24 protein-coding genes and 2 pseudogenes are annotated in these 22,918 nt (G+C 63.5%); 17 read left to right on the plus strand and 9 right to left on the minus strand.

Annotation, left to right across the window (positions count from 1 at the left end; all coding sequences use genetic code 11):
• Positions 1 to 311 precede the first annotated feature (311 nt).
• Positions 312 to 1,418: a hypothetical protein gene (locus tag ACQP2O_RS50660; RefSeq protein ID WP_433177217.1), complete on the plus strand. Its 1,107-nt coding sequence runs from the start codon at positions 312 to 314 to the stop codon at positions 1,416 to 1,418.
• Between the two features lie 604 nt (positions 1,419 to 2,022).
• On the opposite strand, the gene ACQP2O_RS50665 is transcribed toward ACQP2O_RS50660, so the two are convergent.
• A complete protein-coding gene (locus tag ACQP2O_RS50665; RefSeq protein ID WP_433177219.1) occupies positions 2,023 to 4,563 on the minus strand; it encodes an MFS transporter in 2,541 nt (846 codons plus the stop codon).
• A 94-nt stretch (positions 4,564 to 4,657) separates the two neighbouring features.
• A pseudogene (locus tag ACQP2O_RS50670) lies at positions 4,658 to 5,654 on the minus strand (transposase).
• Between the two features lie 483 nt (positions 5,655 to 6,137).
• Here ACQP2O_RS50670 and ACQP2O_RS50675 point away from each other — a divergent pair.
• The 3 genes from ACQP2O_RS50675 to ACQP2O_RS50685 all read left to right on the plus strand — a co-directional run bounded on the left by ACQP2O_RS50675 (position 6,138) and on the right by ACQP2O_RS50685 (position 8,565).
• Positions 6,138 to 6,716: a hypothetical protein gene (locus ACQP2O_RS50675; protein WP_433177221.1), complete on the plus strand. Its 579-nt coding sequence runs from the start codon at positions 6,138 to 6,140 to the stop codon at positions 6,714 to 6,716.
• Between the two features lie 276 nt (positions 6,717 to 6,992).
• Positions 6,993 to 8,294, plus strand: coding sequence for a HEAT repeat domain-containing protein (locus tag ACQP2O_RS50680; protein WP_433177223.1), 1,302 nt, complete (start codon positions 6,993 to 6,995; stop codon positions 8,292 to 8,294).
• 25 nt (positions 8,295 to 8,319) lie between these two features.
• Positions 8,320 to 8,565: a hypothetical protein gene (locus ACQP2O_RS50685; protein WP_433191448.1), complete on the plus strand. Its 246-nt coding sequence runs from the start codon at positions 8,320 to 8,322 to the stop codon at positions 8,563 to 8,565.
• Positions 8,566 to 8,596: 31 nt separating this feature from the next.
• Here the strand turns inward: ACQP2O_RS50685 and ACQP2O_RS50690 are convergent.
• A pseudogene (locus tag ACQP2O_RS50690) lies at positions 8,597 to 8,968 on the minus strand (transposase); the annotation flags it as partial.
• A gap of 392 nt (positions 8,969 to 9,360) precedes the next feature.
• On the opposite strand from ACQP2O_RS50690, the gene ACQP2O_RS50695 reads away from it, so the two are divergent.
• On the plus strand, positions 9,361 to 9,792 hold the full coding sequence (locus ACQP2O_RS50695) for a DUF4240 domain-containing protein (protein ID WP_433177225.1): 432 nt from the start codon (positions 9,361 to 9,363) through the stop codon (positions 9,790 to 9,792).
• Positions 9,793 to 9,872: 80 nt separating this feature from the next.
• Here the strand turns inward: ACQP2O_RS50695 and ACQP2O_RS50700 are convergent, their stop codons facing one another.
• Positions 9,873 to 10,085, minus strand: a complete 213-nt coding sequence (locus ACQP2O_RS50700; protein ID WP_433177227.1) for a hypothetical protein — start codon at positions 10,083 to 10,085, stop codon at positions 9,873 to 9,875.
• A 16-nt stretch (positions 10,086 to 10,101) separates the two neighbouring features.
• Here ACQP2O_RS50700 and ACQP2O_RS50705 point away from each other — a divergent pair, with 16 nt between their 5' ends.
• The 4 genes from ACQP2O_RS50705 to ACQP2O_RS50720 are packed head-to-tail and all read left to right on the plus strand — an operon-like array spanning position 10,102 to position 12,020.
• Positions 10,102 to 10,596: a replication initiator gene (locus tag ACQP2O_RS50705; RefSeq protein ID WP_433177229.1), complete on the plus strand. Its 495-nt coding sequence runs from the start codon at positions 10,102 to 10,104 to the stop codon at positions 10,594 to 10,596.
• Positions 10,593 to 10,772, plus strand: coding sequence for a helix-turn-helix domain-containing protein (locus ACQP2O_RS50710; RefSeq protein ID WP_433177231.1), 180 nt, complete (start codon positions 10,593 to 10,595; stop codon positions 10,770 to 10,772). Before ACQP2O_RS50705 ends, ACQP2O_RS50710 begins: the two co-directional genes overlap by 4 nt.
• Positions 10,772 to 11,500, plus strand: a complete 729-nt coding sequence (locus ACQP2O_RS50715; RefSeq protein ID WP_433177233.1) for an Arm DNA-binding domain-containing protein — start codon at positions 10,772 to 10,774, stop codon at positions 11,498 to 11,500. The genes ACQP2O_RS50710 and ACQP2O_RS50715 overlap by 1 nt, the downstream gene beginning before the upstream one ends.
• A complete protein-coding gene (locus ACQP2O_RS50720; protein ID WP_433191450.1) occupies positions 11,427 to 12,020 on the plus strand; it encodes a site-specific integrase in 594 nt (197 codons plus the stop codon). Before ACQP2O_RS50715 ends, ACQP2O_RS50720 begins: the two co-directional genes overlap by 74 nt.
• A gap of 461 nt (positions 12,021 to 12,481) precedes the next feature.
• Here the strand turns inward: ACQP2O_RS50720 and ACQP2O_RS50725 are convergent, their stop codons facing one another.
• On the minus strand, positions 12,482 to 15,553 hold the full coding sequence (locus ACQP2O_RS50725; RefSeq protein WP_433191452.1) for an NACHT domain-containing protein: 3,072 nt from the start codon (positions 15,551 to 15,553) through the stop codon (positions 12,482 to 12,484).
• On the opposite strand from ACQP2O_RS50725, the gene ACQP2O_RS50730 reads away from it, so the two are divergent.
• Positions 15,470 to 15,706 carry a hypothetical protein gene (locus ACQP2O_RS50730; protein ID WP_433191570.1) on the plus strand — a complete coding sequence of 79 codons (237 nt, stop codon included), beginning with the start codon at positions 15,470 to 15,472 and terminating at the stop codon, positions 15,704 to 15,706. The genes ACQP2O_RS50725 and ACQP2O_RS50730 overlap by 84 nt on opposite strands.
• A gap of 751 nt (positions 15,707 to 16,457) precedes the next feature.
• Here the strand turns inward: ACQP2O_RS50730 and ACQP2O_RS50735 are convergent.
• Positions 16,458 to 17,198, minus strand: a complete 741-nt coding sequence (locus ACQP2O_RS50735; RefSeq protein ID WP_433177235.1) for an XRE family transcriptional regulator — start codon at positions 17,196 to 17,198, stop codon at positions 16,458 to 16,460.
• A gap of 195 nt (positions 17,199 to 17,393) precedes the next feature.
• On the opposite strand from ACQP2O_RS50735, the gene ACQP2O_RS50740 reads away from it, so the two are divergent.
• From ACQP2O_RS50740 to ACQP2O_RS50755, 4 genes are all read left to right on the plus strand, one after another.
• The gene (locus tag ACQP2O_RS50740) at positions 17,394 to 17,807 is read left to right on the plus strand and encodes an ATP-binding protein (protein WP_433177237.1); all 414 of its coding nucleotides are present in this window, start codon (positions 17,394 to 17,396) and stop codon (positions 17,805 to 17,807) included.
• Positions 17,735 to 18,049, plus strand: coding sequence for a winged helix-turn-helix domain-containing protein (locus ACQP2O_RS50745; RefSeq protein ID WP_433177239.1), 315 nt, complete (start codon positions 17,735 to 17,737; stop codon positions 18,047 to 18,049). Before ACQP2O_RS50740 ends, ACQP2O_RS50745 begins: the two co-directional genes overlap by 73 nt.
• Positions 18,046 to 18,231 (plus strand): hypothetical protein, encoded by a 186-nt coding sequence (locus tag ACQP2O_RS50750; protein ID WP_433177241.1) that lies wholly within the window; start codon positions 18,046 to 18,048, stop codon positions 18,229 to 18,231. Before ACQP2O_RS50745 ends, ACQP2O_RS50750 begins: the two co-directional genes overlap by 4 nt.
• 86 nt (positions 18,232 to 18,317) lie before the next feature.
• Positions 18,318 to 18,743, plus strand: a complete 426-nt coding sequence (locus tag ACQP2O_RS50755; RefSeq protein ID WP_433177243.1) for a GntR family transcriptional regulator — start codon at positions 18,318 to 18,320, stop codon at positions 18,741 to 18,743.
• Between the two features lie 31 nt (positions 18,744 to 18,774).
• Here ACQP2O_RS50755 and ACQP2O_RS50760 read toward each other — a convergent pair whose 3' ends face one another.
• Complete coding sequence (locus ACQP2O_RS50760) at positions 18,775 to 19,884, minus strand: hypothetical protein (protein ID WP_433177245.1); 1,110 nt, start codon at positions 19,882 to 19,884, stop codon at positions 18,775 to 18,777.
• Positions 19,885 to 20,223: 339 nt separating this feature from the next.
• On the opposite strand from ACQP2O_RS50760, the gene ACQP2O_RS50765 reads away from it, so the two are divergent.
• The gene (locus ACQP2O_RS50765) at positions 20,224 to 20,781 is read left to right on the plus strand and encodes an HD domain-containing protein (RefSeq protein WP_433177247.1); all 558 of its coding nucleotides are present in this window, start codon (positions 20,224 to 20,226) and stop codon (positions 20,779 to 20,781) included.
• On the opposite strand, the gene ACQP2O_RS50770 is transcribed toward ACQP2O_RS50765, so the two are convergent.
• Both ACQP2O_RS50770 and ACQP2O_RS50775 read right to left on the minus strand, forming a co-directional pair.
• Positions 20,774 to 21,250 carry an NUDIX hydrolase gene (locus ACQP2O_RS50770; protein ID WP_433191455.1) on the minus strand — a complete coding sequence of 159 codons (477 nt, stop codon included), beginning with the start codon at positions 21,248 to 21,250 and terminating at the stop codon, positions 20,774 to 20,776. The genes ACQP2O_RS50765 and ACQP2O_RS50770 overlap by 8 nt on opposite strands.
• Positions 21,251 to 21,252: 2 nt before the next feature.
• Positions 21,253 to 21,996 (minus strand): XRE family transcriptional regulator, encoded by a 744-nt coding sequence (locus ACQP2O_RS50775; RefSeq protein ID WP_433177248.1) that lies wholly within the window; start codon positions 21,994 to 21,996, stop codon positions 21,253 to 21,255.
• A gap of 452 nt (positions 21,997 to 22,448) precedes the next feature.
• Here ACQP2O_RS50775 and ACQP2O_RS50780 point away from each other — a divergent pair, with 452 nt between their 5' ends.
• Positions 22,449 to 22,712 carry a hypothetical protein gene (locus tag ACQP2O_RS50780; protein WP_433177250.1) on the plus strand — a complete coding sequence of 88 codons (264 nt, stop codon included), beginning with the start codon at positions 22,449 to 22,451 and terminating at the stop codon, positions 22,710 to 22,712.
• A gap of 7 nt (positions 22,713 to 22,719) precedes the next feature.
• The gene (locus ACQP2O_RS50785) at positions 22,720 to 22,914 is read left to right on the plus strand and encodes a hypothetical protein (RefSeq protein WP_345428778.1); all 195 of its coding nucleotides are present in this window, start codon (positions 22,720 to 22,722) and stop codon (positions 22,912 to 22,914) included.
• The last annotated feature ends 4 nt before the right edge of the window (positions 22,915 to 22,918 follow it).

Below are 22,918 nucleotides of genomic sequence, written 5' to 3' on the forward strand. Positions count from 1 at the left end.
GGTGGCTGGTGGCCAGGGCTCTGGTGGTGGCTGGCCAATGTAGCTGGTAGTACCCAACCGCTCTCCAGAGTCGTTCAGATCAGTCCGCACGCTCGGCAAACGACGCTTCGGCCGTCCGGACTCGTACGACCGGCGTCAAGGTCGTTCGCCCTGGTGGCTCCCACCGTGGCTCCCACCACCGGACTATAATAGGCGAATAGGCTAATGGATATGTACCAGCGAATATTCCCGGACATGCGCCTAGATGCCTTCGGTCTCAACCATATACGGGTGTACCCCAGAATAGACTTACGCAGGAGGACCTACCCTCGATGAACGAATCGACGGCTGCGCGAAACCGGATCAGGTCCCTCGTCGACGGGGTTGTCGCAGAGGGAATGCGACGTGAATCGTTCTCCGGCGCCTCAGATAAGGAAATCGACCGCTATGCGGCGGAGCAGGGTGTCACGCGGGTGCCCGTCGCTGTGCGCGAGACGTTCCGGATGCTCGGTGAACGGCCCGGGCTATGGTTTCCGCCCACCGATTTCGGTGTGCACTGCGGGATTGATGCGAATGTTAAACAGTATGTGATCCAGGCTCTGGAACAATTGCGACCACCGGAGGGAATGGCCGATCCGGCGGGAATGCTGGTGCTGGCCATGCGTCAGGGCTATGCCTACAACGCCGTCGACGGTGCCGATCTCGACCGCGATGACCCACCGATCTGGGCGATTGTGGTCGATGAGTCGGCTCGCGCCTGGAGCAGCACGTCGGCATGGCTGTCTGGGACGAGACCGTTGATCGAAGACCTCCGCGACGAATTGCGGGCATACGAAAGGCACGGCCAGACACCACCGGAGTGGGCGGATGCCATTGTCTCCCGAGCGGCGCTGACCCCACCGGCGGAGCACCCGGCCGAGCGGATTCACGAACTGGCCGAAGAGGTTTTCGCGGCAGGGCTGCGTCGGGATTCGGTCGCGGGCGCGGGCGACGCGGGCATCGATCGTTTCGCGGCCGCGCAGGCGGTCGAACGAGTGCCGCCATCGGTCCGGGAGGCATTGCGGATCTTCGGTGCACGGCACGGATTGTGGCTGCAGTTCATGGATTTCGGGGTCGAAGTAGTGGACGCGGAGGCGAAAGCGCGGGCACTCACGGTCCTTCGCGATGACGGCCACGAAATCCGCGATCCGGCAGGCATATTGGTGATCGCCGTCGATGAAGGGACATTTTATGTCCTCGACGGTGCGGACCTCAATCTCGATGATCCGCCGGTATGGACGTTCGACGACGATGGGAAGCCGCACAACAAGTGGGGCAGTGTCTCCGGGTGGCTGAACGACGTTAAACCAGATATCCCGCGGTCGCGGATCACGCTGAAGACTTTCCTGCGGCAGGGGCGTCCGCTCCCGCCGTGGGCTCAGGACATCGAACCCGAGTAATGCGTCACGGCCGGTGATGAGCGAGACGGCGAGGGCTCTGGGCGATCGTGCCGGTCTTCTCACCGGTCTACTCACGTAGTTCAAAGACCATCCGGACTGCGCGTTCACGCAGCTCAGGGGCGTACTTCCTCGAGGGTGCCATAGCCCCTCACCTTCCCAGGCAACGAGGCATCCATCCAACACAGTGAGTCTTAAGGGCAGGCGTTCCTGGTGGGGTCTGGCTCAAACGAACCCCGACCTCGGCGACGAGTGTCTTTGCCCCGATCTGCCGGCTCCGCCGGGGAGCGAACCGGCGGCCGACGGGTTCGGTCAGGAACATCCACTCGGGGCAGTCCGGCCGGTCGTTTCGGCATTGGAGGCATTGGAGCCCGCGTTCGGGGACCGGGCGGCGGTCATTGCGCAGTTCCTCCCACAGGCCAGGCGGGCCGGGATGGCCAAGGTCGGGTTCGCTGAGGTCCAGCACGATGCCGAGTCCGACGTGGTAGACGCCGTTTGCCACTGGAGACTGCCTTCTCCGACCGCGCTGCTGGATTCCAGGATGTGTCAAGTCAGGAGGTACCGGACATGCGATGCGCGTCTGCCGAGTTGGCGAGGCATCAGCTAGCTAGGACCGGGTGGGTGGGGCGCTGGTGTCGGCGGGTGCGCGGGATTTGCTGATGAGTGCCAGCGCACCGCCCGCGAGGGCCACGGCGGCGGCGATGATGATGGGGAGTTGCCAACCTTCCTGGTAGAGCTTGGTCCAGAACTCGGCTGGCAAGTCGCTGCCGTTGAGTGCCTTGAGGCGGGTGGCGATGCGGTTTGCCGCAAGGTGGCCGAGGACCTGCGCCGACAGCGCGCTGCCCAGAAGGTAGGAGGCCTGCTGGATACCGCCGGAAAGAGCCGACAGGCCTGCGGCCGGTCGGTTCAGGAGCTCTGTGGCGCCACCGATCGTGATGAACGTCAACGCCACCCCCGCCACGGCGGCCAGCACCGCCGCCATCGGCCGAGGGACGAAGTAGGTGAAGTGGCCTGACCAGGGCCTGGCGACGAGAAGATCGGCGATTCCGGCCAGTACGGCGCCGATGGCCAGCACTCCGCGTCCCCGCAAGCGGGCGACCAGCGGTGTGCTGGCGGCAGCAGCCGCGGCGACGGCGGCGACGACGGCGACGGCGCCGACGGCGATCGGCCAGCAGTACGTCGACAGGTTATTTCCAAAAGGCGAATAAGGAATGACGCTGTAAGGGAAGACGGCAAGGAATCCGGCCACGCCGAAGACGCCTAGAGTGGTGGCGGCAGCGGTCGTCAGGGCGGAGGCCGGCAGCAGGGGCGAAGCGGCCGCGTCGCCGCCTGTCGCTCTGGTGACGGCGACTGCCCCGACGCCCAGCAGGGCCGCGGCGGTCAATGCGGTGACCGTCAACGGGTGAGTCCAGCTGTAGACGGTGCTGCCGTCAATCCCGAGCATCCCTGCGGTGAGCGTTCCTGACAGCAGGGCGATGGCCGGCAGGTCCAGCCGGCGGGCCGGTGGCGGCTGACGGCGGATCTCTCGCATTCCGATCAGGGCCAGGACGAGGACCAGGACGGCCAGCGGCGCCGGGGTGAGGAACAGCCACCGCCAGGCGTCGCCGTACGCCAAGCGCTGGAACGCGCCGAAGAGGTAGACGAATGCCGGCCCGGCCACGGTGGCGACCGTCAGGGCGGCGCCCACCAGAGCCAGTGGCCAGGCCAGCTTGCGGCCGGGGAACATCTCGCGCAGCACGCCCAGGCCGCTGGCCAGTACGATGCCCGCCGCCGCGCCCCGGCCTGTCTGCCCGGCCAGGAACATGAGACCGCCCTGAGCCATCCCGGCCAGCACCGTGCTGGGCACGAACAGCCCGAGACCGACGAGGAAACTGATCTTCCGCCCGACCCGGTCCGCCAGCCACCCCGCGGGCAGCACCACTGCCAGCAGCGCCAGTGTGTAGGCGTTGAACGACCAGAAGAGGAGCGTTGAGTCCTGGGCGAAAAGGTCGGTGCTGAGCGAGATCTGGCCCAGGTTCCGTTGGACTGCGGTGACGTTGAACGCAGTGGCGAAAGTACCGAGGGCGACCGCGACCGCCGCCAGCCACGGCACGCCCAGCCCCCGCGCCCGTGCCGGTACCCGCGCCGGTGGAACGGCCCATGGCGGAGCACCTACCTGGCCGTAGGGACCTCCCCCATGGGGATGGCCGGGCGGCGCGTTCATCCCGACGGCCGGTGTGACGAACGGGGCACCTCGCTGGAGGTCCGCCGCCGGTACGGTCGGCGGAGGCTGGAGGGGGAGGCCTCGCTCGACGGCCGTCGCACCGGCCGCCAGGATGGCCTCGGGACCCCCCGCCTCCTCCGCCGCGCCCAGGCCCAGCAGGGTGAGCAGGGCCTGCGGTGCGGTCGGCCGGCGGGCGGGGTCCTTGGCCAGGCAGGCGGTGACCAGCCCCGCCAGCGGAGGCTCGAGCGCGCTGACGTCCGCGTCGACGTGCAGGATCCGATGCATGACCGCCGGGACGGTGTCGGCGCCGAACGGAGTGCGGCCGGTAGCGGCGAACAGGATCGTCGCCCCCCAGGCGAACATGTCCGTCCACGGACCCGGCTCCAGCCCCTGTATCTGCTCGGGCGCCATGTACGCCGGAGTCCCCACCACCTGGCTGGTCATGGTGGAGATGCCCTCAAGCGCCCTGGCGATGCCGAAGTCGATGACCCGCGGGCCGTCCTTCGCCATCAGCACGTTCGGCGGCTTGAAGTCGCGGTGCATCACCCCCGCCTGATGAATGGCCGCCAGCGCGGTCACCGTGCCGATCGCCAGCCGCTGAAGGTCCGCCCCGCCGCGCGGCCCTTCGACCCCCACCAGCTCCTGCAGTGACAGGCCCTCCACGAACTCGCTCACGATGTAGGGCTGATCACCGTCCACGTCGGCATCCAGCACCTTGGCCGTGCAGAAGTCGGCGACCCTCTCCGCCAACGCCAGCTCCCGCACGAACCGCTCCCGCGCCCTGGCATCACCGGCCATCTTGGCTTGCAGCAGCTTCACCGCGACCAGCGCACCATCCGGCCCACGCCCCGCGTACACCACGCCCTGCCCGCCCTCACCCAGACGCCCGGTCAGCTCATACCGGCCCAGACGGAGGGGATCACCTGACAGCAACGGAGAAGACATAGTTGTCTATTTGACCATGTACACCCGACGCCGTGTGCGCGATCGTCTCAGAGCCTGGCGACAAAGGGGTTCTAGGGCCTGTCGGGAGTTCGGATCATGGGAGGGCTGGCAGGCTGCGTAGCCAGATGATGGATCCGCGTAGGCGGAGCCCTGCCAGGTAGCTGTGGGGTGTCTTGTCGTGGCCGGTCCTCTCCATTCCTTGAACTTGTTGATGCAGCGTTCGACGGTGTTGCGTTCCTTGTAAAGCGCGGTGTCGTGGCTGAGTGGGCGGCCGCCGGAGCGTCCCTTCTTCTTGCGGTTAGCGGCCTGGTCGGTTCTTCTGGGATCACCGCCTTGATATGAGGTCGGCGCAGGTAGGCGCGGTTGGCGCGGGAGGAATAGGCCTTATCGCCGACGGCCGCGGCCGGCCGGGCGCGAGGACGCCCGGCCGGGCCTCGCACCTTTTGATCTTGTCCATGACGGGGATGAAGCGGGGACTGTCGGCGGCTTGGCCGGGGGTTGGCACCAGCGACAGCGGGCGGCAGCGCCGGTCGGCGGACAGGTGGATCTTGCTGGTCAGCCCGCCCCGGGACCGGCCAGCTGCGCGGCCTTCAAGCGGGCCTTGCGACGCCTGCGTACCCGGCGGCGCTGCTCACGGCCAGAGCCGTGGCCGGGGCCACCACCGGCAGCCGCGTCTACGGGGCCGTCCGCCGGTCCGGTTTGCCCCTTTGGTGGAGCCTCTTTTCGGCCGCCACGGCCTTCTCCAGCTCCTGAAGCAGTTCGGGGGCCACCACCATCCCGGCGGCGTGGTGATGCGCACGCGAGACGGTGGAATCCACGCTGACCAGGTCCAACTCGACGTCACCCCGGGCCGCCGCCTCGGCGATCGCTTCCATCAGGTTCTGGAAGACCCCCTCACGCGCCCATATCGCGAACCGGTCGTAAATCGTGGACCAGTGGCCGTAGCGCTCGGGCACGTCCCGCCAGGGACTGCCGGTCCGGAACCTCCACATCACCACGTTGAACTGATCGCGCAGGTCAGGGATCGGACCACAGGCCCCCAGCGGGAGATGCGGCTCAACCAGGGTCCACTCGTCATCGGCTGGCTCAATTCGGCAACGCGGCTCGGCCTCTTCGTCCCGAACTACCGGCAGAGCCATGGTCGGCGCTGACATGCCCTGTCCGGCTGTGTGGTGGCGTACGGCAGCGACAGATGCTGTGTGGCGGTGTTGCTGTACTTCCGCGCTGTACAGCAGTCAGCGCGACCTGCACCGTGTCGGCCGGTCGCCCTGCCCTCGGCGCTGAGAGATCGAACCCATGCTGACGGCTGGGGGAGCGTACGGATCTCGGCTGTCTTGGGCGCTGGCCTGCCCAGTGTGAGCGCCGAACCATCCCACACGTATCCCGGGAGAGCGCTGGACCCGCTGCCGCGTGGTGTCCGGTTCCTGTAAAGCCCGGCGTGCGGCGTGGCGATATGCAGACGTTCACCGCGATCCGAACATCCGCCCGGGACTGATAGACACCTCTGTTCATTTGGCTGGTGAGCGCGCTACGGTACCCGGGGCGACTGCCGGGCGGCTGGAGAGGTGCACGCGATGGCGACAATGATCTCTTACCGAGGACATGGCTGGCTGAGCTTCGGGATGCTGTTCGCCGCCCCGTTCCCCCTGGCCGGGGTGCTCTCGTTGACCGGCCTGCCGATCGTCGTGGCGGCGGTGGCGAGCTTCCTGGCGGGTGCGGCCGTCAACTACCTGGTGGGCATTCATTTGAACTCGACGGTCACACCGCAGGGCCGGGTGTTTCACAACCGGCACGAGTTCATGGGCGCGCCGATGCAGAACGTGTCGTGGTTTGTCGGCGGGCTGCTCTTCCTCGTGGCGGGGGCCACTGTGGCCCATATGGGTGGCAAGACGGCTGGGCACGTCTTCTTCTACATCGTGGCGGGGGGAGGGCTGGCGGCAACGGTGATCGTCAGGATCCGGCGCGGCCGGATCCACCTTGTCTACCTGACGGGGGAATCGGCGCTCCGCGGTGGCGAGATGACGGCCACGCTCGGCGGTCGTGCGGTCAGGTTCGAGGTGCCGGCCGGGATCAAGACGGCGGCCTGGGTGCGGGCGCCAGGGCAGGGCCCGGACGGCAAGGACCTGCATCTGCGTGTGAAGGTGCGTGGGTGATCCGCCGCAGCAAACGAGACCACGGGATCGGGCCTGCCGAGGGAAGGCCCGATCCGGCGGCCGATCACTCTATCAAGATCGAAGCCCAGGTTGGGGACCGTGTCCCTGGCCTGCGCTTTCTGGCGTAGTGGAGCGGGCGACGGGAATCGAACCCGCACTGTCAGTTTGGGAATTAAATGAGGGTCGGCCTTCAGGGCCTCTGACCTGCGGTTTCGACAGCCCGCGAGTCACCCCTTTTCACCCCGGCTAGCTAGGCTAGACAGAGGAGGCAAACCCATGGGGTTGTTCGGCAAGAACAAGAAGCTGACCGTGGCTAAGCAAACCGCCGTGCCCCAGCCGCATGCAGATTCGGACGCGAATGCCCGTGTCCGGGCAGTGGAGGCGCTGGGAGCCGTCCGCGGCGGGGGATCGGTCGGTCCTCTGCTCGAAGCGCTGCGCGACCAGAATGGACGCGTTGCCGCGACGGCGGCGGTATCCCTCGGTGACCTTTCCATCCAGGGCGAACGTGTTCCGCTGGATCAATTCATCGATATCCTCCAGTTGCTGCCATGGCAGCAACTGGAGGACTCCGGCATCAAGTACCGTGACGACGCCTTCCCATACGACGCTGAGCGGGCGCGGCAGCGCAATCTGATGATCGGCAGCACGGACGGGACCTACCAGATGCGCCGCACGAACGTCGTCTACGTGTTGCGAGACCAGGCCATCGTGATCCTGGGTCACGGGGTGGACGCAACTCACTGCACGGCTCTGGTCCGGCTGCTTCGGGTCGGGCACAGACAGGCCGCAATGGTTGCGGTCAGAGGGCTGGCAGCCACCAGGAGCCCCGAGGCGGTCGGCCCGCTCCTGGAGTGCGTCCAGTCCGACAAGTTCAATGCCGGCGATGCCCTCTTCGGACTGCTGGGGATCCCCGGCCCGCGTGCCACCGATGCGCTGCTGGAACTCTTCGAGTGGCTTCCACAAGAAGCGGACCGCCGCCGTGTGGCCACCGAACTGGGGGCCAGAGGTGATCAGCGGGCGATCGAGCCGTTGAAGTCGTACTTCTCCCGTTCCCCTGGCGCGGACAGTCGTGAGGCCGCGATTCGTAGCATTGGCCGCATCGGCGGCCCGGCTGCTGTGGAATTCCTCCAGCCACTCCTCGCCGATCCGAAGTACCGGCGCACCGCCATCTCGGCTGCCGGTGATCTGAAGGATCAGCGCACGGTCCCTGAACTCCTCAGAGCCTTCCGGGAAGCCGACGATACGTCGGCCGAGCTCATCCCCGCAGGCGAAGCCCTGGGCAAGCTGGCGTGCCGCGAGATCGTGCCAGACCTTTGCGACCGGATCGTCGCCGAGCACGCCAAGTATTCGGCCGACATCTACGATCAGGCTGCTCACGAGCGGATGATGATGGCTGTTCAGGCCTTGGAGCGGATCGGCGACCCCAGGGCGCTGCCCACGCTCCGGAAGATCCCTTCCCATTCCGTCAGCGAAGACGAGATCCAGCGGAACCGTGACGACGGCTACTACACCGCCCACTTGAGACGCTTGAACGCGCAGCACGCAGCACTCACCCGCGCTATGGCTGCGCTGAGCTGATACTCAACCGCAGTGGCAACAGCAGATCGAGGACGAGACCGATTGGCCGGAGCAGAACGACTACACCATGACACTGATCGTCGACAACCGTACGCAGCTCTCACCGGACGTGCAGCAGCTCGCCGACCAGGGCAAGACCACCGTGATCCGCGAGGGGCTGGACGACAATCTGTCCACGGAAACGAAGGCGCAACCCTTCATACCCGCACGGGTTTGGAGTCCACCTATCAGTAAAGACCCGCGCGGCGTGATCGGGATACTGACGCCATGACCTACGAATACGTGGGCATGCCCCGGGACGAGAACTGGCCGCCGTCGCGGCGTCGCCGGTAGAGCGCCATGGCGCCGGGTGAGGCTGTGAGCGCGGCGAAGGACCAGACGTAGCCGACGGCGGCCAGGCGGTCGTTCTTCACGCGCCTGCGGGTCACCGACAGGCTCTTGCCGGAGGCGCGGGTGATTGGGGCTGCTCCCGCGTACGTCTTGAGGCCTCTGGCGTCGGCGAAGCGGTTGGGGTCGTCGCCGAGCTCGCCGAGTAGCCGGGCGCCGGTAGGCATACCGAGCCCGGGCATGCTCACGATGATCTCTGCGTCAGGGTGCCGGCGAAAAGACTCGGTCGCGGCCGCCTCGAGGTCGTCCGCGGCCCTGCAGGCGGCCTCGAACTGGCCGAGCAGCGCCTTACAGAGCTCTACCACACAGGTAGGCTCGACATTGGCCTTGACGCGCCGGGTTCGGCCGGGAGACTTACGCAGCGCGGAGAACGCCACCTGGTGAATGGCTCCTACTCCGTCTTCAGTGCTGTTCCGCATGGTGCGGGGCGGCCGAACGGTCTCGGGACGGGTCGGCCCGCAGAGGCCGCACGCCCGGCCCGAGGGCCGGGCGGCCGCCCGGCGGCCCGCGCAGCGGGACGCCTTTAAAAGACGTAGAGAAAGTCCTCATCCGGCCCGATCGGCGGCTTTGTCGTGTCCCGGTAGATGCTTGTCGCTCCAGCCCAGGACATGCTTGACGAGCCAGCTAGAGGCAGGACTTTCGCGCGCGTTTGTCAGATCCAGGCGGCATGCTCTGCCGCATGGACGAGAACGGCTTTTGGCGACTCATCGAGGACTGCCAGCCAGGAGTGCCTGACCCGGACGCTAAGCACCTTGCGGGCACGCTAACGACACGCCTCGCCGCCGGACCGCTGTACGCAGTCATTGGGTTCGCCGAACACCTGTCGTGGGCGCTGTACCGTCTGGATCGCAGAGAGTACGGCCGTGAGCTATCGGGCGACGTCTTCCTCTACACGCGCGCCGCTGTCGTTGCCGCCGGCCCCAAAGCGTACGAAAGAGTCCTAGGAGATCCGGCGGAGTTTGTCCCATATTCCACCGGACTCGTATGGGCAGAGAGCCTGCTCTACGTCCCCGATCGCGCGTACGAGCACATCACAGGCGAGGAGTGGGGCCGCAGCACCCGCTACTCCTACGAGTCATACTCGAATGCCGCCGGTTGGGCCGATTCGTAGCCACGTCCCACGTCAAACGGTGTAGACGCCGGTCGACCGCCTCCGCAGAGTTCGCGTCAGCAACTGCGTTGTAGGCACCGTCAGCCGGCCTGTTCCTGCTGTTCGTAGCGTTGGCGCCATGCTGCACAGCGTTCGACGTAGGCGGCGAGGTGGAGGGCCTGGAAGTCTTCGGCGGACCAGTCGTGTGCTTCGACTTCGGCGTCTGAGTTACACGCGTATCCCCATCCGTGGCGGCCGTCGACGAGAGCGATGCGCGTGAGGTCGTAGACGGGGTCTTCAAAAGCGTCCAACACGCGCCATTCTTCGGCGGTGAGTCCGGTCAGCAGGAATCCGCGGGCGACGCCGTCGCCGGAGACCCGCCGCGCCACCTCCCCCGACTACCACCGCTGGACCGCACAGATTCGCCGGACCGGCGGCTGCGCCCAACCGATCCACCTGCGCGGCCGTGTCGACTACCGCGGCCCGCTCACCGGCGCCCTTCTCCACCGCTACTCCACGCTCCACGAGCCGGACGGGGTGCTGCGCGTGGCGTGCAAAACCCGCCGTGCGTCCCGCTGTCCCTCGTGTGCGGAGGTCTACCGGGCCGACAGTTACCAACTGGTGCGCGCGGGACCGGTCGGCGGCAAAGGCGTCCCCGCCACCGTCACCGCACATCCGGCCGCGTTCGTCACCCTGACCGCTCCCTCGTTCGGCTACTACGTCGGCCAGGGCCACACACCCGGCGAAGCGTTCTTTACCGCCGCACTCAGCGGCAAGCCACTGCCGCCGCTCGGCCCGACGCTCCATGAAGGGATCACCGCATGACCAAGCTCCTGCTCACCGTGCCCGAGGCCGCGACCGCACTCGGGATCTCCCGCAGCAAGCTCTACGAACTCATCAAGGCCGGAGCCATCGCCTCAATCCGCATCGACGGCTCCCGCCGGGTCCCGTACCGCTCCCTGACCGCCTACGTTGACCAGCTCATGGAAGAGGCCGCCTGATGACCAAGACTGCGATCGCCACTCCGGACGAGCCGGCACCGCGCAAGCGGGCCAAGAAGGGCCAGCCCAAACTGCGTGACGGCGTCATGAAGCGGGGCGCTACGTGGTCCTATGTGATTCGCGTCAAGGACCCTGAGACCGGCGTCAGCAAGCCCAGGTGGGTCGGTGGCTTCGCTACCGAGGAAGACGCCAAGGCCGCCCGTGACGAGGCTCGGGTCAAGGCTCGGCGGGGCGAGTACATCGATCGGAACTCGATCACCGTTGCCGAATACCTCGACCAGTGGCTTGAGACCCACGCCATGGAGATCAAGCCGGGCACGATGCAGGACTACCGGATCGGCATCCGCCTCTACGTCAATCCGCACATCGGCAAGATGAAACTCCAGGCTGTTCGGCCGTCCACGATCACGAAGCTGTACCGAGACCTCCTCGCCAAGGGCGGCCGGAACGGAAAGCCGCTCTCGGTGGCTACGGTCGTCCACACTCACGCCATTCTCCGACGGGCGTTCCGTGACGCGGTGGTCGTTGAACAGCTCCTCGACAGCTCGCCCGTTGAGCGCGCCAAGCGGCTCCCGCGCTCGCGCCGAGGAACCCGGCACGGTGTGGACTCCGGCCCAGCTCCGTACCTTCCTGGCCGTCGCTCGGCGGCATCGGCTGTATGCCTTCTTCCACGTCGCGGCCTACGCGGGCGCGCGGCGGGGCGAACTGCTCAACCTGCGTTGGTCTGACGTCGACTTCGACGGCAAGCAGATCACCATTACCGGGTCGGCGGGCGTGGTCGACGGTGAGCGGCTGGAAGGGACGACCAAGAGCGGTCGGACGCGGGTCGTCAGCATCGACGACGAAACGGCCGCCGTACTCCGCGAACACCGGAGAGCACAGGCGGCCGACAAGCTTCCTGCCGGTGACGGGTGGCGCGGTGAGAAGGACTGCCACGTGTTCACGACCGGCTTCGGTGAGCCGATCTACCCCGACACCGTGACCGCGCTCCCCCGCAAGCTGATCAACGCCTACAACCACCCCAAGGAAGGGAAGCCGCCGGCCGAACCGCTCCCGTACGCGCGGCTGCACGACCTTCGGCACATCCACGCGACGACGCTCCTCCTGGCCGGCGTCCCCGTGCATGTCGTCGCGGCTCGCCTCGGGCACGCCGATCCGGCGATCACGCTTCGGGTCTACGCGCACGTGGTGCGCTCGGCCGAGACGGCTGCGGCCGATGTGTTCGCCAAGGCCATCAAGGCGGCGTAGGAGCCGCTGTTAGCAAACGCGTTAGCAAAAAGCCCCCTTCCATGATCGGAAGGGGGCTTTGACCTGGGAGCCGCCTATCGGAATCGAACCGATGACCTATTCATTACGAGTTCCGATACCAGTAGTTCGCCAACGTCCGCCGAGGTACGCCTGACCAGCCCCGATAGCAACCGGCGTACCCCGGCGAACCGACGCGTATCACCGCTGACACGCGCCGAAATGAGACCATGTTTGAGACGGCTCGCTCCTCCACGAGCAGGGCGTAGCCCTTGCCGTGGTCTAGGAAATGATGGGCCGCACCGACACCTCGGTCACGCGCGGCTACGCACGTCGCCTCGCCGCTGGGCTGCGGCGCCGCCAACGCGACTAATAACAGCGATCCGATAGGCATCGCATCGCCGGAGTAGGCACGAAAATTCAAGCACAGAAAAATCGATCCGGGGCCGGCGAGCACAGCGAAATCATCGCTCCGCGAACCACCCCTGGCGAGAAGCTACCGCCGCCACTGGGACTACCCTCCCAAATACCCTGCGTTCTTGTAGCAATGACGCAGCTTCCACAATCACCCACGGATAAGCAGTCGAATCTGACAGAATTTGCTGAGCCAACTCTGGCGGCATCCGCTTGTCCTGCATGGCGAGCTCAAATCCACGAACATCTGCTAGCGGCGAATCACCAACATATATTGCACGCGGGTTCGCTTTTCTTAGCGTATCAATGTATGCAGACCAATCCTTCCGCCGCGTCATCGCCTTCAGCGAGATCGCGATGACCTCCGAGTACACGAAGGGGTCATGGTGAGGGATCCGAATCGCTTGGCCCATTAGATCGACCAAAGTTGGATTATGCCTCCGCGGCATACGAGCCATTAGCATCGCGAGCAGGCTCGCAGGTAGTTTCTCAATGATCGGAGCGAGATTCTTGGCCGTTAGAGATCCGGGAACAAACCTCTTCCCACTAGCCTCGATAAAGCGTGGAAGGAAGCGACGGAGAGCGACTAGCTCCCACGTTTCCAGTCTGTGCCACCATTTAGACATCAAGGGCAACAGTTGGACCATTGAGTCAGGATGACTCCAGGCTATAAACGCTGCGCTCACTGCACGAATATCCGGCGCCTCTGGTCCTGTATCCAACGCTTCAGCCCAGTATTCAAGCTTGGGCCGCATAGTAGCAGCTGCTGCGCGAACCCATACAGGAGCTGATCGATCGGTGAGTGACGGCCTCTCCATTGCCGCATGGTAATCTGGGACTGTAGCCGCATAGAGTGCTGGCCGCCAAGCAGCCCAACAAGGGCCAAGATTTCCTTGTATGATGCGCGAAATACTCTCGAGCGATTCTCTTCTATTGCCGCGTAGCACAAACCCAGAGGGACTGAGTTCAACGATAAGGCGACGAATAAGATCCAGCCCCTCAGCAATCTTCGGATTGCTTGACTGAAGCCTTCCAATGTGCCCCTTTACCCTTAGATCTCGCGCATGGGTCCTTAGACCACGAATGCGGCCTTCCGACATCAACACACACAGACGCTGGAGCACAGCACTCTCGTTCGTATGGCGATCGGTAAATACGCCTATCCCCTCGCCCACCGCTCGCATCAACGCGGCAAACTTGTCCGCATCATTAAGGCAAAGATCCAGCCTGCCCGCCTCTATGCACCGAATCCAATCAAGGCGGGAGTTCAATCGATTTGAGAATAGTTCGGAAGCTTCCTCGCTTGGAGCGTAGGCGATGCTGTCAGTGATCACTCCGCGGCGACGCCATTCAGCTGCCGTCAGTCGCCGCTCCGCTTCTGCGCAGTTCTCAACCCACCAAGACCCCCGTTTCTCCTCTGATTCGTACCTGCGCAGAACCCATGCGTATTCATGCGCCAGCTCATCTGAGCAGGGTCGAAGCAGGCCCTCTCTGGCACGCGCTACGAGGGTTTCGAGGCCTGAATCAGCAGGGAGCGGCGGCGGCGAGTCGAACACTCTCTCAGAAGAAGAAATAATGCTTCTGCTCCCAAGGGCGTCTAGCGCCGTCTCCGAAAGCTCACGAACATCTCGCCGGGACTCAGCTGGAACACGATCCCTGAGTAGGCTTATGATCAGTTGGCGAGGATACAAAAGATGTTTATATTTAGGCTCCTCGCAAAGGTCTTGAAGATGACGCGTTAGATCAGCGAGTTCACCCTTGTCATAAAAGCCTGCAAAGAATCTCGTGACATTCAGCCAGTACGGATTTCGTATCAACGCTTGCAGACGGTCAGGACGCGATCCCGACTTTGGGCTTCCGCTAGACGAGTGAGGAGCCGTTTTGTATAGATACCATGCAGCAAAAAATTCGCGTAGTGGCTGCACTTCGAACTCGTATCGTCCCTCAATCCTCGATACTAGGACGAAAACTCTTTCAACTCCATGGAACAGTTGATCCACGAGTTCAGGCGAACGCTCCTCCTTTTCGAGGTATGCTCGCAGGAGATTCTTTAGCTCACCTTCCCCCATGTCGCCGGCTTCATAGCCGCCGTTGTCGTTAGCTTCACCCCGACTATGGATAATCCAAGCCAAGAAACCGTGCAACTCAAATAGCAGCTTGCGATGTTTCCTCACCACCGCATTCTTTTTTGCTTCGCGATCCAAGTACGCCGTTAGATACGCCTCGTACATCTCGGTACGTCCTACAGGTAGCGACCATCCCTTTACGTACGCGAGCCAGAGAAGAATCGCAAGTTGCATCGGATTTCGGGCCAGATCTGCGACATGGGACTGCTCTAGGCTGTGATCCATCACCGCCCTCAGCTCGGACGCTTGGTCTTCAGGCAAATGCCGGATTCGCAGCCATGCTTCCGTGTAACTCTTTATAAGTGATGGCGAAAGATCCGTGAGGCTAGCTCGCGTGAATCCTTCCTGGAACTGTGGCGTGTCCGAAAATGATGCAGGTCGACTTGTTACCAGTAGCTGGAGATCCGCGCCCAACGCTTCCCAGCGAGCAATGCAGGACTTAATGGACTCTACTACTTCGCCCCTAAGCTTCAGGTCGGCTACTTCATCGAGCCCGTCGAGCACCAACAAGGTTGGTGTAGCGGATACTATGGAGTTTAGGTCACTCTGCGCAAACTCCATCCCCCCGGACGATCGCGAGACGTGTGCGGTAATGAAGGACTCGACGCTAGGCGCCCAAGGGCCCTCTACCTCTTCATTTTCGGAAGCCCATGGATTTTGCTTGCGCATCCATTTCGCCAAGTGCCGCAACTCTACCTTAAAAGGAAGACGGACGGTCGATGCGGTGTGGCGCCGAGGTAGTCCTGACAGTGCCGCTGACATATTCAGGATGCGAGCACGGTGCACCTGGCAGACGTATTGGCTGAGCGTGGACTTACCTTGCCCCGGGGCTCCTTGGAGCAGAATTCGCAGAGCATGCTCACTGATGTCCGCATGCAAGAGGAGGTCAGCCGCTCCGATATAATTCGAGCCTTGACGTTGATCTTCAGCTATCCGATCATTCAGACAAAAGTCCCGAATACTCAGATACCACTCATACTCTTCTCGCGTTTCCACAAAAGGAGGCTCGAACTCATTGCTATCACCAATGGCCGAAGCCGGGATGGCTGGCACATCAATGAAGAACTCGAACAAGGGCGTAGAGTCCAGGTCTGCCTGCTCGAATCTGAGCTTGGACTCCACCCGATACTGGTCCGCCAGGAAAGCTAGTAGCGCCGCAATGGACGGATGCCGAGCATGCCTCCGCACCGCCGAAGACCCTGCCACACCGCCATCCAATGATGACTCAAAATAGTGCCTTACGGCGTCGGGCCCTGTAAAAAGATTGAACCGGAATACCAGGTCCTGGTACCTCGGAAGTCGACCATCGAGATCAGCCCTCCACCACACGCGGGCGGGCAGAGGTAGGTTATCTGTTAGCCACTTTTGGACCCGGTCACGCAGTCCACTATTGAGATCCCCCGAGCCGGGGACATTAGTCACAAGGACATATTCCTTAGCCCCGCGATCGCATAGGCGACGCAGTTTAGGTATCTCACGAGTTATCCCGTGCGTTACCCAGCTATACAGCTCGTCTACGGACGGCACACCTAGCGGGCTAGCTTCGCGGAACTTGACCTGATAAACAACGGCGTCAGTTATTCTAGTATTATCATCGATTTGTAGGCCAATAGCGTCCCTTCCGCCATCTCGACCGAAGATCGGGAGACACTGGACCCTAGGATGCTCGGCCGTAATGAGCGCCTGCGCCAAATGCTGGAATCTGGGACCGTCGAGTTGCTCGTATGGGTATGTAGTCACCGTTCGCACCTCTCGCCCCTCTTGCCCACCGACCCTCAAGGATGCCACAAGCGGAGCAGGTAGGTCACGATTTGCCCCTACCGGCAAGCAGCTTGATAGCCACTCACGGCGAGGAAGGCACCGGCGAGGATTCCGGGCGTAACTAAGGTTGTATTAAGGATTACCTAAACTCGCCTAGGGCGTGCGCTTCCGACCAGACGGACTCGAAGCTGCCTAGGTAGGCGCTTGTGATGTCGTCATGGCGGTGGCTGCGCAAGTGGAGCACCGGAGCGTTCGATGCAGTAACGCCATAGATGTGTGGATTGACAAGGAGTTCGCCGTCTCCTCGATAGATAGAGGCGTAGAGAACTGTTCCGTGTAGCCGGATCTCTACACCGTCGATCTCTCGGAGCGGCTGGTACAGCACGATGCTGTTTCGGATCTTGGCTGCCATCGCCCCGTCTACGCCTTCGTCGGCACCGCGTTCGGCGACATGCGGGCTACTGGGATCTCCGAGCAAGATCCGCACTGGGACGCCAGCATGCGCTTTTTCCGCGAGGATGCGGAGGATCCCAATGTCCTCAGCGAGGAAGAGGCCGGAGTAGACGAGGATGCCGATCTCCTGTTCAGCTTGGCTGAAGAGCCATTGCCATACGTTGCGGGGAACGGCCCAGCGGTGCGCGTAGGAGGCTTCGATCTCAGCGCCACTATGTTGTGGCGATGGCGGCGCAGGTGCTTCAGTGCGCCAGATTTTCGCCTGGTCGATGCCGAGGAGATCGGCGAGTTCAGAACGGTTACGAAGGTAGGGACGCCGCCCGCCAAGCCAGCGTCGCACGGTCTTCGTATCCACGCCCAAGCGCGCGGCTACTTCCTGCTCCGTCACGCCGGCCTCAGCGAAAGCACGCCTCAAGATCTCGTTCACCGCGATCCTCCAAACCGCGCTGGTCTGGGCCGACGCTAACACAAGACGTCCCTAGACGTCCCCTAGTTGCCCGTGAGAGGTCCTCGCTCTGACGCGAGCCTGTTTGGACATGTGGCGGATCGCTCCGGTCCGTCGCTCGCGGACGGGTCACAGGCTGCGAGGCGGAAGATGACTCAACCCTCTCGATCGAGCTGCATGCTGATGCCTGCCTTGCCACACACGGTCGGCAAGGCGCGGCAGTACGTGCAATGGCTGCTCGACACGTGGAAGCTGCCCTCGATGGTGGACACCGTCGAGCTGCTGGTCAGTGAGTTGGTGACGAATGCCATCAACGCGACGGGCGTCACGGAGGTACCGGAAGACATTGACCAACTCGTCGGCAAGGTGCAGCCGATCTACCTCTGCGTCTCGATGCGGCCCGAGGCGGTGCTGATCGAGGTCTGGGATTCCAGCAGCACGCCGCCGCTCCAGCGTGCGGCAGCGGCCGACGACGAGAACGGCCGCGGCCTGGTGCTCGTGCAAGCGCTGTCGAAGGAATGGGGCTGCGTCGTCCTATCGACGGGCGGAAAGATCGTCTGGTGCGAGTGCCTGATCGAGGGATCAGCGTGAGCAATCGGCGGAAGAGGTACCAAGAGGTCGCGGACGTCATCCGTGATCGGATCGCACGTGGCGAGTGGCAGCCACGAAGCCAAATCCCTTCCCAAGTGGAGATGGCCAAGGAGTTCGGCGTTTCGGGTAGCACGGTCTCTGACGCTATCGCCCATCTCCGAGAGCGCCGGTACGTCTGGACGCTGCCGCACAAGGGCAGCTACGCACGGCCGGCAGAGCACTGGCGAGAGGAGCCCTCGTGAATCCGCGTGACGAGCGGCTACAGCGCTCGCTGGCGGAGTTCTACGCCATGCTCGACAACATGCGGTTCACAGGCGCCGCTCAGGTCGTTGAGGTTCAGCACCTCAAAGACCTGGTCGGCAAGTATCCGGAACAGGCACGGCGTTTCCTCGCCGATCACGACGAACGGTCGCGCGCAGACTGATACGACTGCCATGACGCCGCGCAGAACGGGAGACGCGTAGTGAGAGGACGACGGTGAGCCCACGAGAGACCGCATGGGGCGCATATATGCAGATCGCCGAGGTCCTGCGACAGCGCATCAGGAGCAGGGACCTCGTACCCGGCTCTCTTATGCCGTCCGAAGCCGCCTTGTGCGATGAGTTCGCGGTTGTCCGTAACACCGTACGCCGCGCCCTGGCTACGCTCGAGGACGAGGGCCTGATCGAGACGCTGCCCGGCAAGGGACGCGTCGTGCGCGGTGAGGCACCAACGCAGTACGAGTATCGGCGAATCGCCGCCGACCTCCGCGACAGAATCGAGCGGGGAGAACTCACCATCGGCGACCCGCTGCCCAGTGAAGCCGCGATCGTCGAAAGCTACGGCGTCGCACGCGGCACCGCACGCCAGGCTCTCGCGGAGTTGGAAGCCGCCGGCCTGGTCGAGAAGCAGCACGGCAAGGGGCGTTTCGTTCGCACTCGCCCTCAGATTGGCTAAATATGCCTCACCGTATAGCCCAGTCTCACCCCTAACCGCCTTCTCGATTCTTTCTTACTTTTCTAAGCATCTCTTCACGAGACTCGGTTAGTCCAAACACAAAGACCGTCTCGCCGCTTTCTATCTCTACAGGAGTAGCCTTAACGAAGGATACAAGTTCTTCAACCTTTATAGGATGTATGGCGAAATATTCATCTAGATGTTTTCGACGGTCAAACCCTGGCGCCTCCTGTGTCGCCAACTCTCGAGCAGTCGCCTTCAAATCAACCGCCGGGGCATGATCTCGCCAGGTTTCCGTCCAACCACCCTGAGGAAACTGCCTCCGCGAAACATCGGAATGATAGTGGGTCACAGTCGCCAAAATAGCCCTTTCCACAGTAAAAGCAGCCTCGCGATTCGGCACGTCTACAATCTCAACTACAGTGCCACCGTGCGACTCGTGATCATGGATCCGATCATAATTTCGATCTTCGAGATTGGTGATTCCGATCTTGAAGACGCCAAACCTAGGAAAGTGCATCAAGTAAACTCGATGTGGAGCATTAGGATCGATTCCAGAGGTGCAACTCAAACAAGCTGGCTCCCCTCGAAGCAACCCCAAGAATGATACCCTTCTATCCGAGCCACACGTCATACAATGAGCCGCGACAGGATCGGAGAGGCGCGCATAGCCCACGTGATCCCTCACAAGGCCATGAGACGAATACACATCGTTGATTTGATCCATCATATCGGGACTCACGCAAGTGAGACAGTGAGCGGCCCCTTCCTCCAGTGCCATTACCTCGACAGCACTGATCTTCATCTTCGTCGAACACGCCCTGCAAATCACAGGCACCTCGATCCACACCTCGCGCACAGCGTCGACAGCGCGTGCACCGAAGAGCACTTCACCGGCATCATCGATAAGATCGAAACCGGCGTCAGATATTATCGAGACTGCACCCTGCCGAGTAAAGCCCCATTTGCTGGGATCTTCGGCGAGGTTACTAAGATAAAACTCTCGAGCGATGCAGCACTCACATACTTCACCAAAGGCGCGTTTTAGTTTAGCGGACGTAATATCACCGGGCTCACCGCACGTTGAGCAGAAGAAGGAAATACGAGACGAAAGCCAATTTTGATCCGGCGTAGCCTCCACGCCAAGTTGGTCGAGCTTGCTCTTTTTGCAGGCAATGCACCAGCCAGGTTTACCTCTTCGGTTCGCACTGGGGTTCCCTCCGCATCGGGAACACAGCCGATCGTCTGACACCCTGCACCTCCAGCTCTCCGGCCGGAGCGTATAGGCCACCAGAGACAATTCCGGCGTTCGAACGATGGGTAGGGACCTCGCCGGGTCGGCACCGGCTCTCCGGCAGACGTCCGGAAGGCGCTTGCCTGCTGCACAGGACCGGGACCGCGCGGCGCTTCGTTCTAGACGTCCGCAGACGCCTCGCCTGCGTCCGTGGACGTCCCGAGGTCACCGCATAGCGTCGGACACATGAGACAAGCCGATTGGGCCGAAGAGGTCGCCCGCAAGCTGCTCGAAGTGCCGCTTCCCCGTCGTTGGGCGCACAGTCAAGGCGTTGCCCGGCAGGCACGGAGCCTCGCACTGATCCTCGGCGATGACGCCGACCTCCTTGAAGCCGCCGCCTGGCTGCACGATGTCGGCTACGCCCCTGAGCTTGTGGACACCGGCCTGCACTCTCTCGATGGCGCCCGTCACCTTCGGGACATCGAGCACGCCGACGGCGTGCTGTGCAGCCTCGTCGCCTACCACTCCTGCGCGATCAACGAAGCCAACGAACGTGGCTTGTTCGCCGAGTTGACCGGTGAGTTCAAGCCTGCTGATCCGTTCCTCTCCGATGCCCTGACCTACTGCGACATGACGACGACGCCGGACGGGGATCCCATCGATGTCAAGGACCGTCTTGCCGAGATCCAGTCGCGGTACGGTGCCGGCCATCTCGTGACGCGCTCGATACGGCGCTCATCACCACACATCGTCGTGGCGGTACGGGCGGTCCAGAGAGCCCAGGCCGAGGCGCCGATCAGCTGATCTCCGGAGCGGTCTGCTCGGAGAGGGAGCGCTCAACTCGCAGTCGCATCGAGCGGTGCATCGTGTAGCCACGGATGTCATCCGGCGCGACCCAGCGCACCTCGCTGGATTCGCTGCTCGGTGTCGGTGTGCCACCGACCAGCCGAGCCGTCAGCACGATCGAGAACTCCTGCCGGACCTCGTCGTTGCTCGTGTAGTGCATGACGTGCTTCGGGTCAGTGTAGATGCCGACGAGGCCGGTTATCTCGCACTCGATTCCGGTCTCTTCCTTCGTCTCCCGGACGGCTGCCTGCGTGAGCGATTCGCCGAGGTCAACGGCGCCACCGGGAACCGCCCAGTTGTCGTTGTCGGTGCGGCGGATGAGCAGGATCTCGCCCTGCTCATTGGTGACGACCACGTTGACCGACGGGACGATGCTGTTTGCGGTCGGCGCATTCGGGTCGTCGTAGTAGTCGATCCGTCGCCCCAACGTCATGCCTCCGGTAGCGGTATCGCGCCGTCCCAGACGCGCTCGAAGCTCTCAAGGTAGGTGTTCACGATGTCCCCACCAGCGACCTTACGCAGGTGCAGAACGGGCGCGCGCGCCGCGGTCACGCCGTAGACGTGCGTGTTGACCAACAGTTCGTCGTCGGCGCGATAGATCGAGTTGTACAAGATCGTGGTGTGGAACCGGAACTCAACGCCCTCGACGGCGCGTAGCTGCCGGTACATCACCAGGGCATTGCGGATCTTGGCCGCCATGGCGTCGTCAACGCCCTCATCAGCACCGCGCTGCGCCACTTCGGGACTGTCCGGGTCGCCGAGCAGGATGCGTACGCGCACGCCCGCCCGCGCCTTGTCCATGAGGGTCTTCTGTACGCCGTCGTCCTCGGAGATGAACAAGCCGGCGTAGACGAGGATGCCGATCTCGTGCTCGGCCCGTGAGAACAGACGTCCCCATCCGTCCCGTGGGACAGCCGTACGCTGCGGGTAGACGGTGATGAGCTCGCTCTGAGAGGCCGCCGTGACCTGCTCATTCGACAGCGCTTCGGGCCACAGGTACGTCTCGTCCACGCCGAGACGCGTTGCCACTGCGAAGCGGTGCCGACGGTACGGCGTGCGTCCCTTGCTGATCCAGCGTTCGACGGTCTTCTCGTCGACGTCGATCGCCTCGGCGAGTGCGGCCACGGTCATTCCCTGCTCTAGCAGGACCGCTCGTAGCCGTTCGTTCGCCATTTACCCGACCGGATCGCAGGACGTCTTGGGACGCCAACACCCTAGTCAGGACGTCATGAACACGTCCAGTCATGTAGGTGCTCGTCACGGGTGATCGGCGCATCCTCGATGGCGTAAAGAAATCCCGATAAGCCAGAGCCCCGTTCCGGCGAACAACCCAGACCTTGACAGGCGTAAGACGCCGCACTGTAATCGTGAACATGACTAGTCCTGTTCATCATTTAGGGATCGCTGGGACGCGGGCTCGGAGAGGAGCCCTCGATGCACCTTCACCCCCTCCCCCTGGACGGCCGCGGCCAGCAGTGCCCGTGCGGCGCGCGTTCCGAGCGCCGATTCGGCCTGTGCCGCAAGTGCCGTGCTCGGACCGCCTGGCTTCGCCGTACCGCTCGGGCTCGGCGCGGTACGCGCGTCCGCCGCACCTTCCTCCGCGACGCCGAGGCGGTGAGCCGGTGATGGCCATCGTGATCGCCGGACTCGCCCTCGTCCTCGCCGTCACCGCGCTCGTACTCATCGGCCTTGTGATCGTCGGTACTCATCGCGAGGCTCCCTGGAGCCTGGACGCCGACGCTCCCACGCCGCTCGCGACCTTCGCCCGCTGCGTCCTCGGTGTACACGTCCGCAAGCCCGACACCGACCACGCCAGCCGCAACGGCCTCCAGGCGGTCCGTTCCGACCGCTGCGACGCCGTACCCATGGCCCGATCGGAAGGAAGGTGAACCCCGCTTGGCGCTGTCCGTCTCCCTCGTCATCGTGCTCGGCGCGCTGGTCTACGGCCTCTACCGGTACGCGGGTCTGCGCGCCTGGCACGCCATCGTCTGCACGCTCTTCGGCTTCTACCTCGCCTCGACCTCTCTCGCCCCGCAGATCCGCCAAGGCGTGCGCTCCTTCGCCCACTTCCTGTCCGGCATCAAGCTCTGAGAGG

The organism is Actinoallomurus sp. CA-150999 (genome assembly GCF_050942425.1).
GTDB lineage: Bacteria > Actinomycetota > Actinomycetes > Streptosporangiales > Streptosporangiaceae > Actinoallomurus.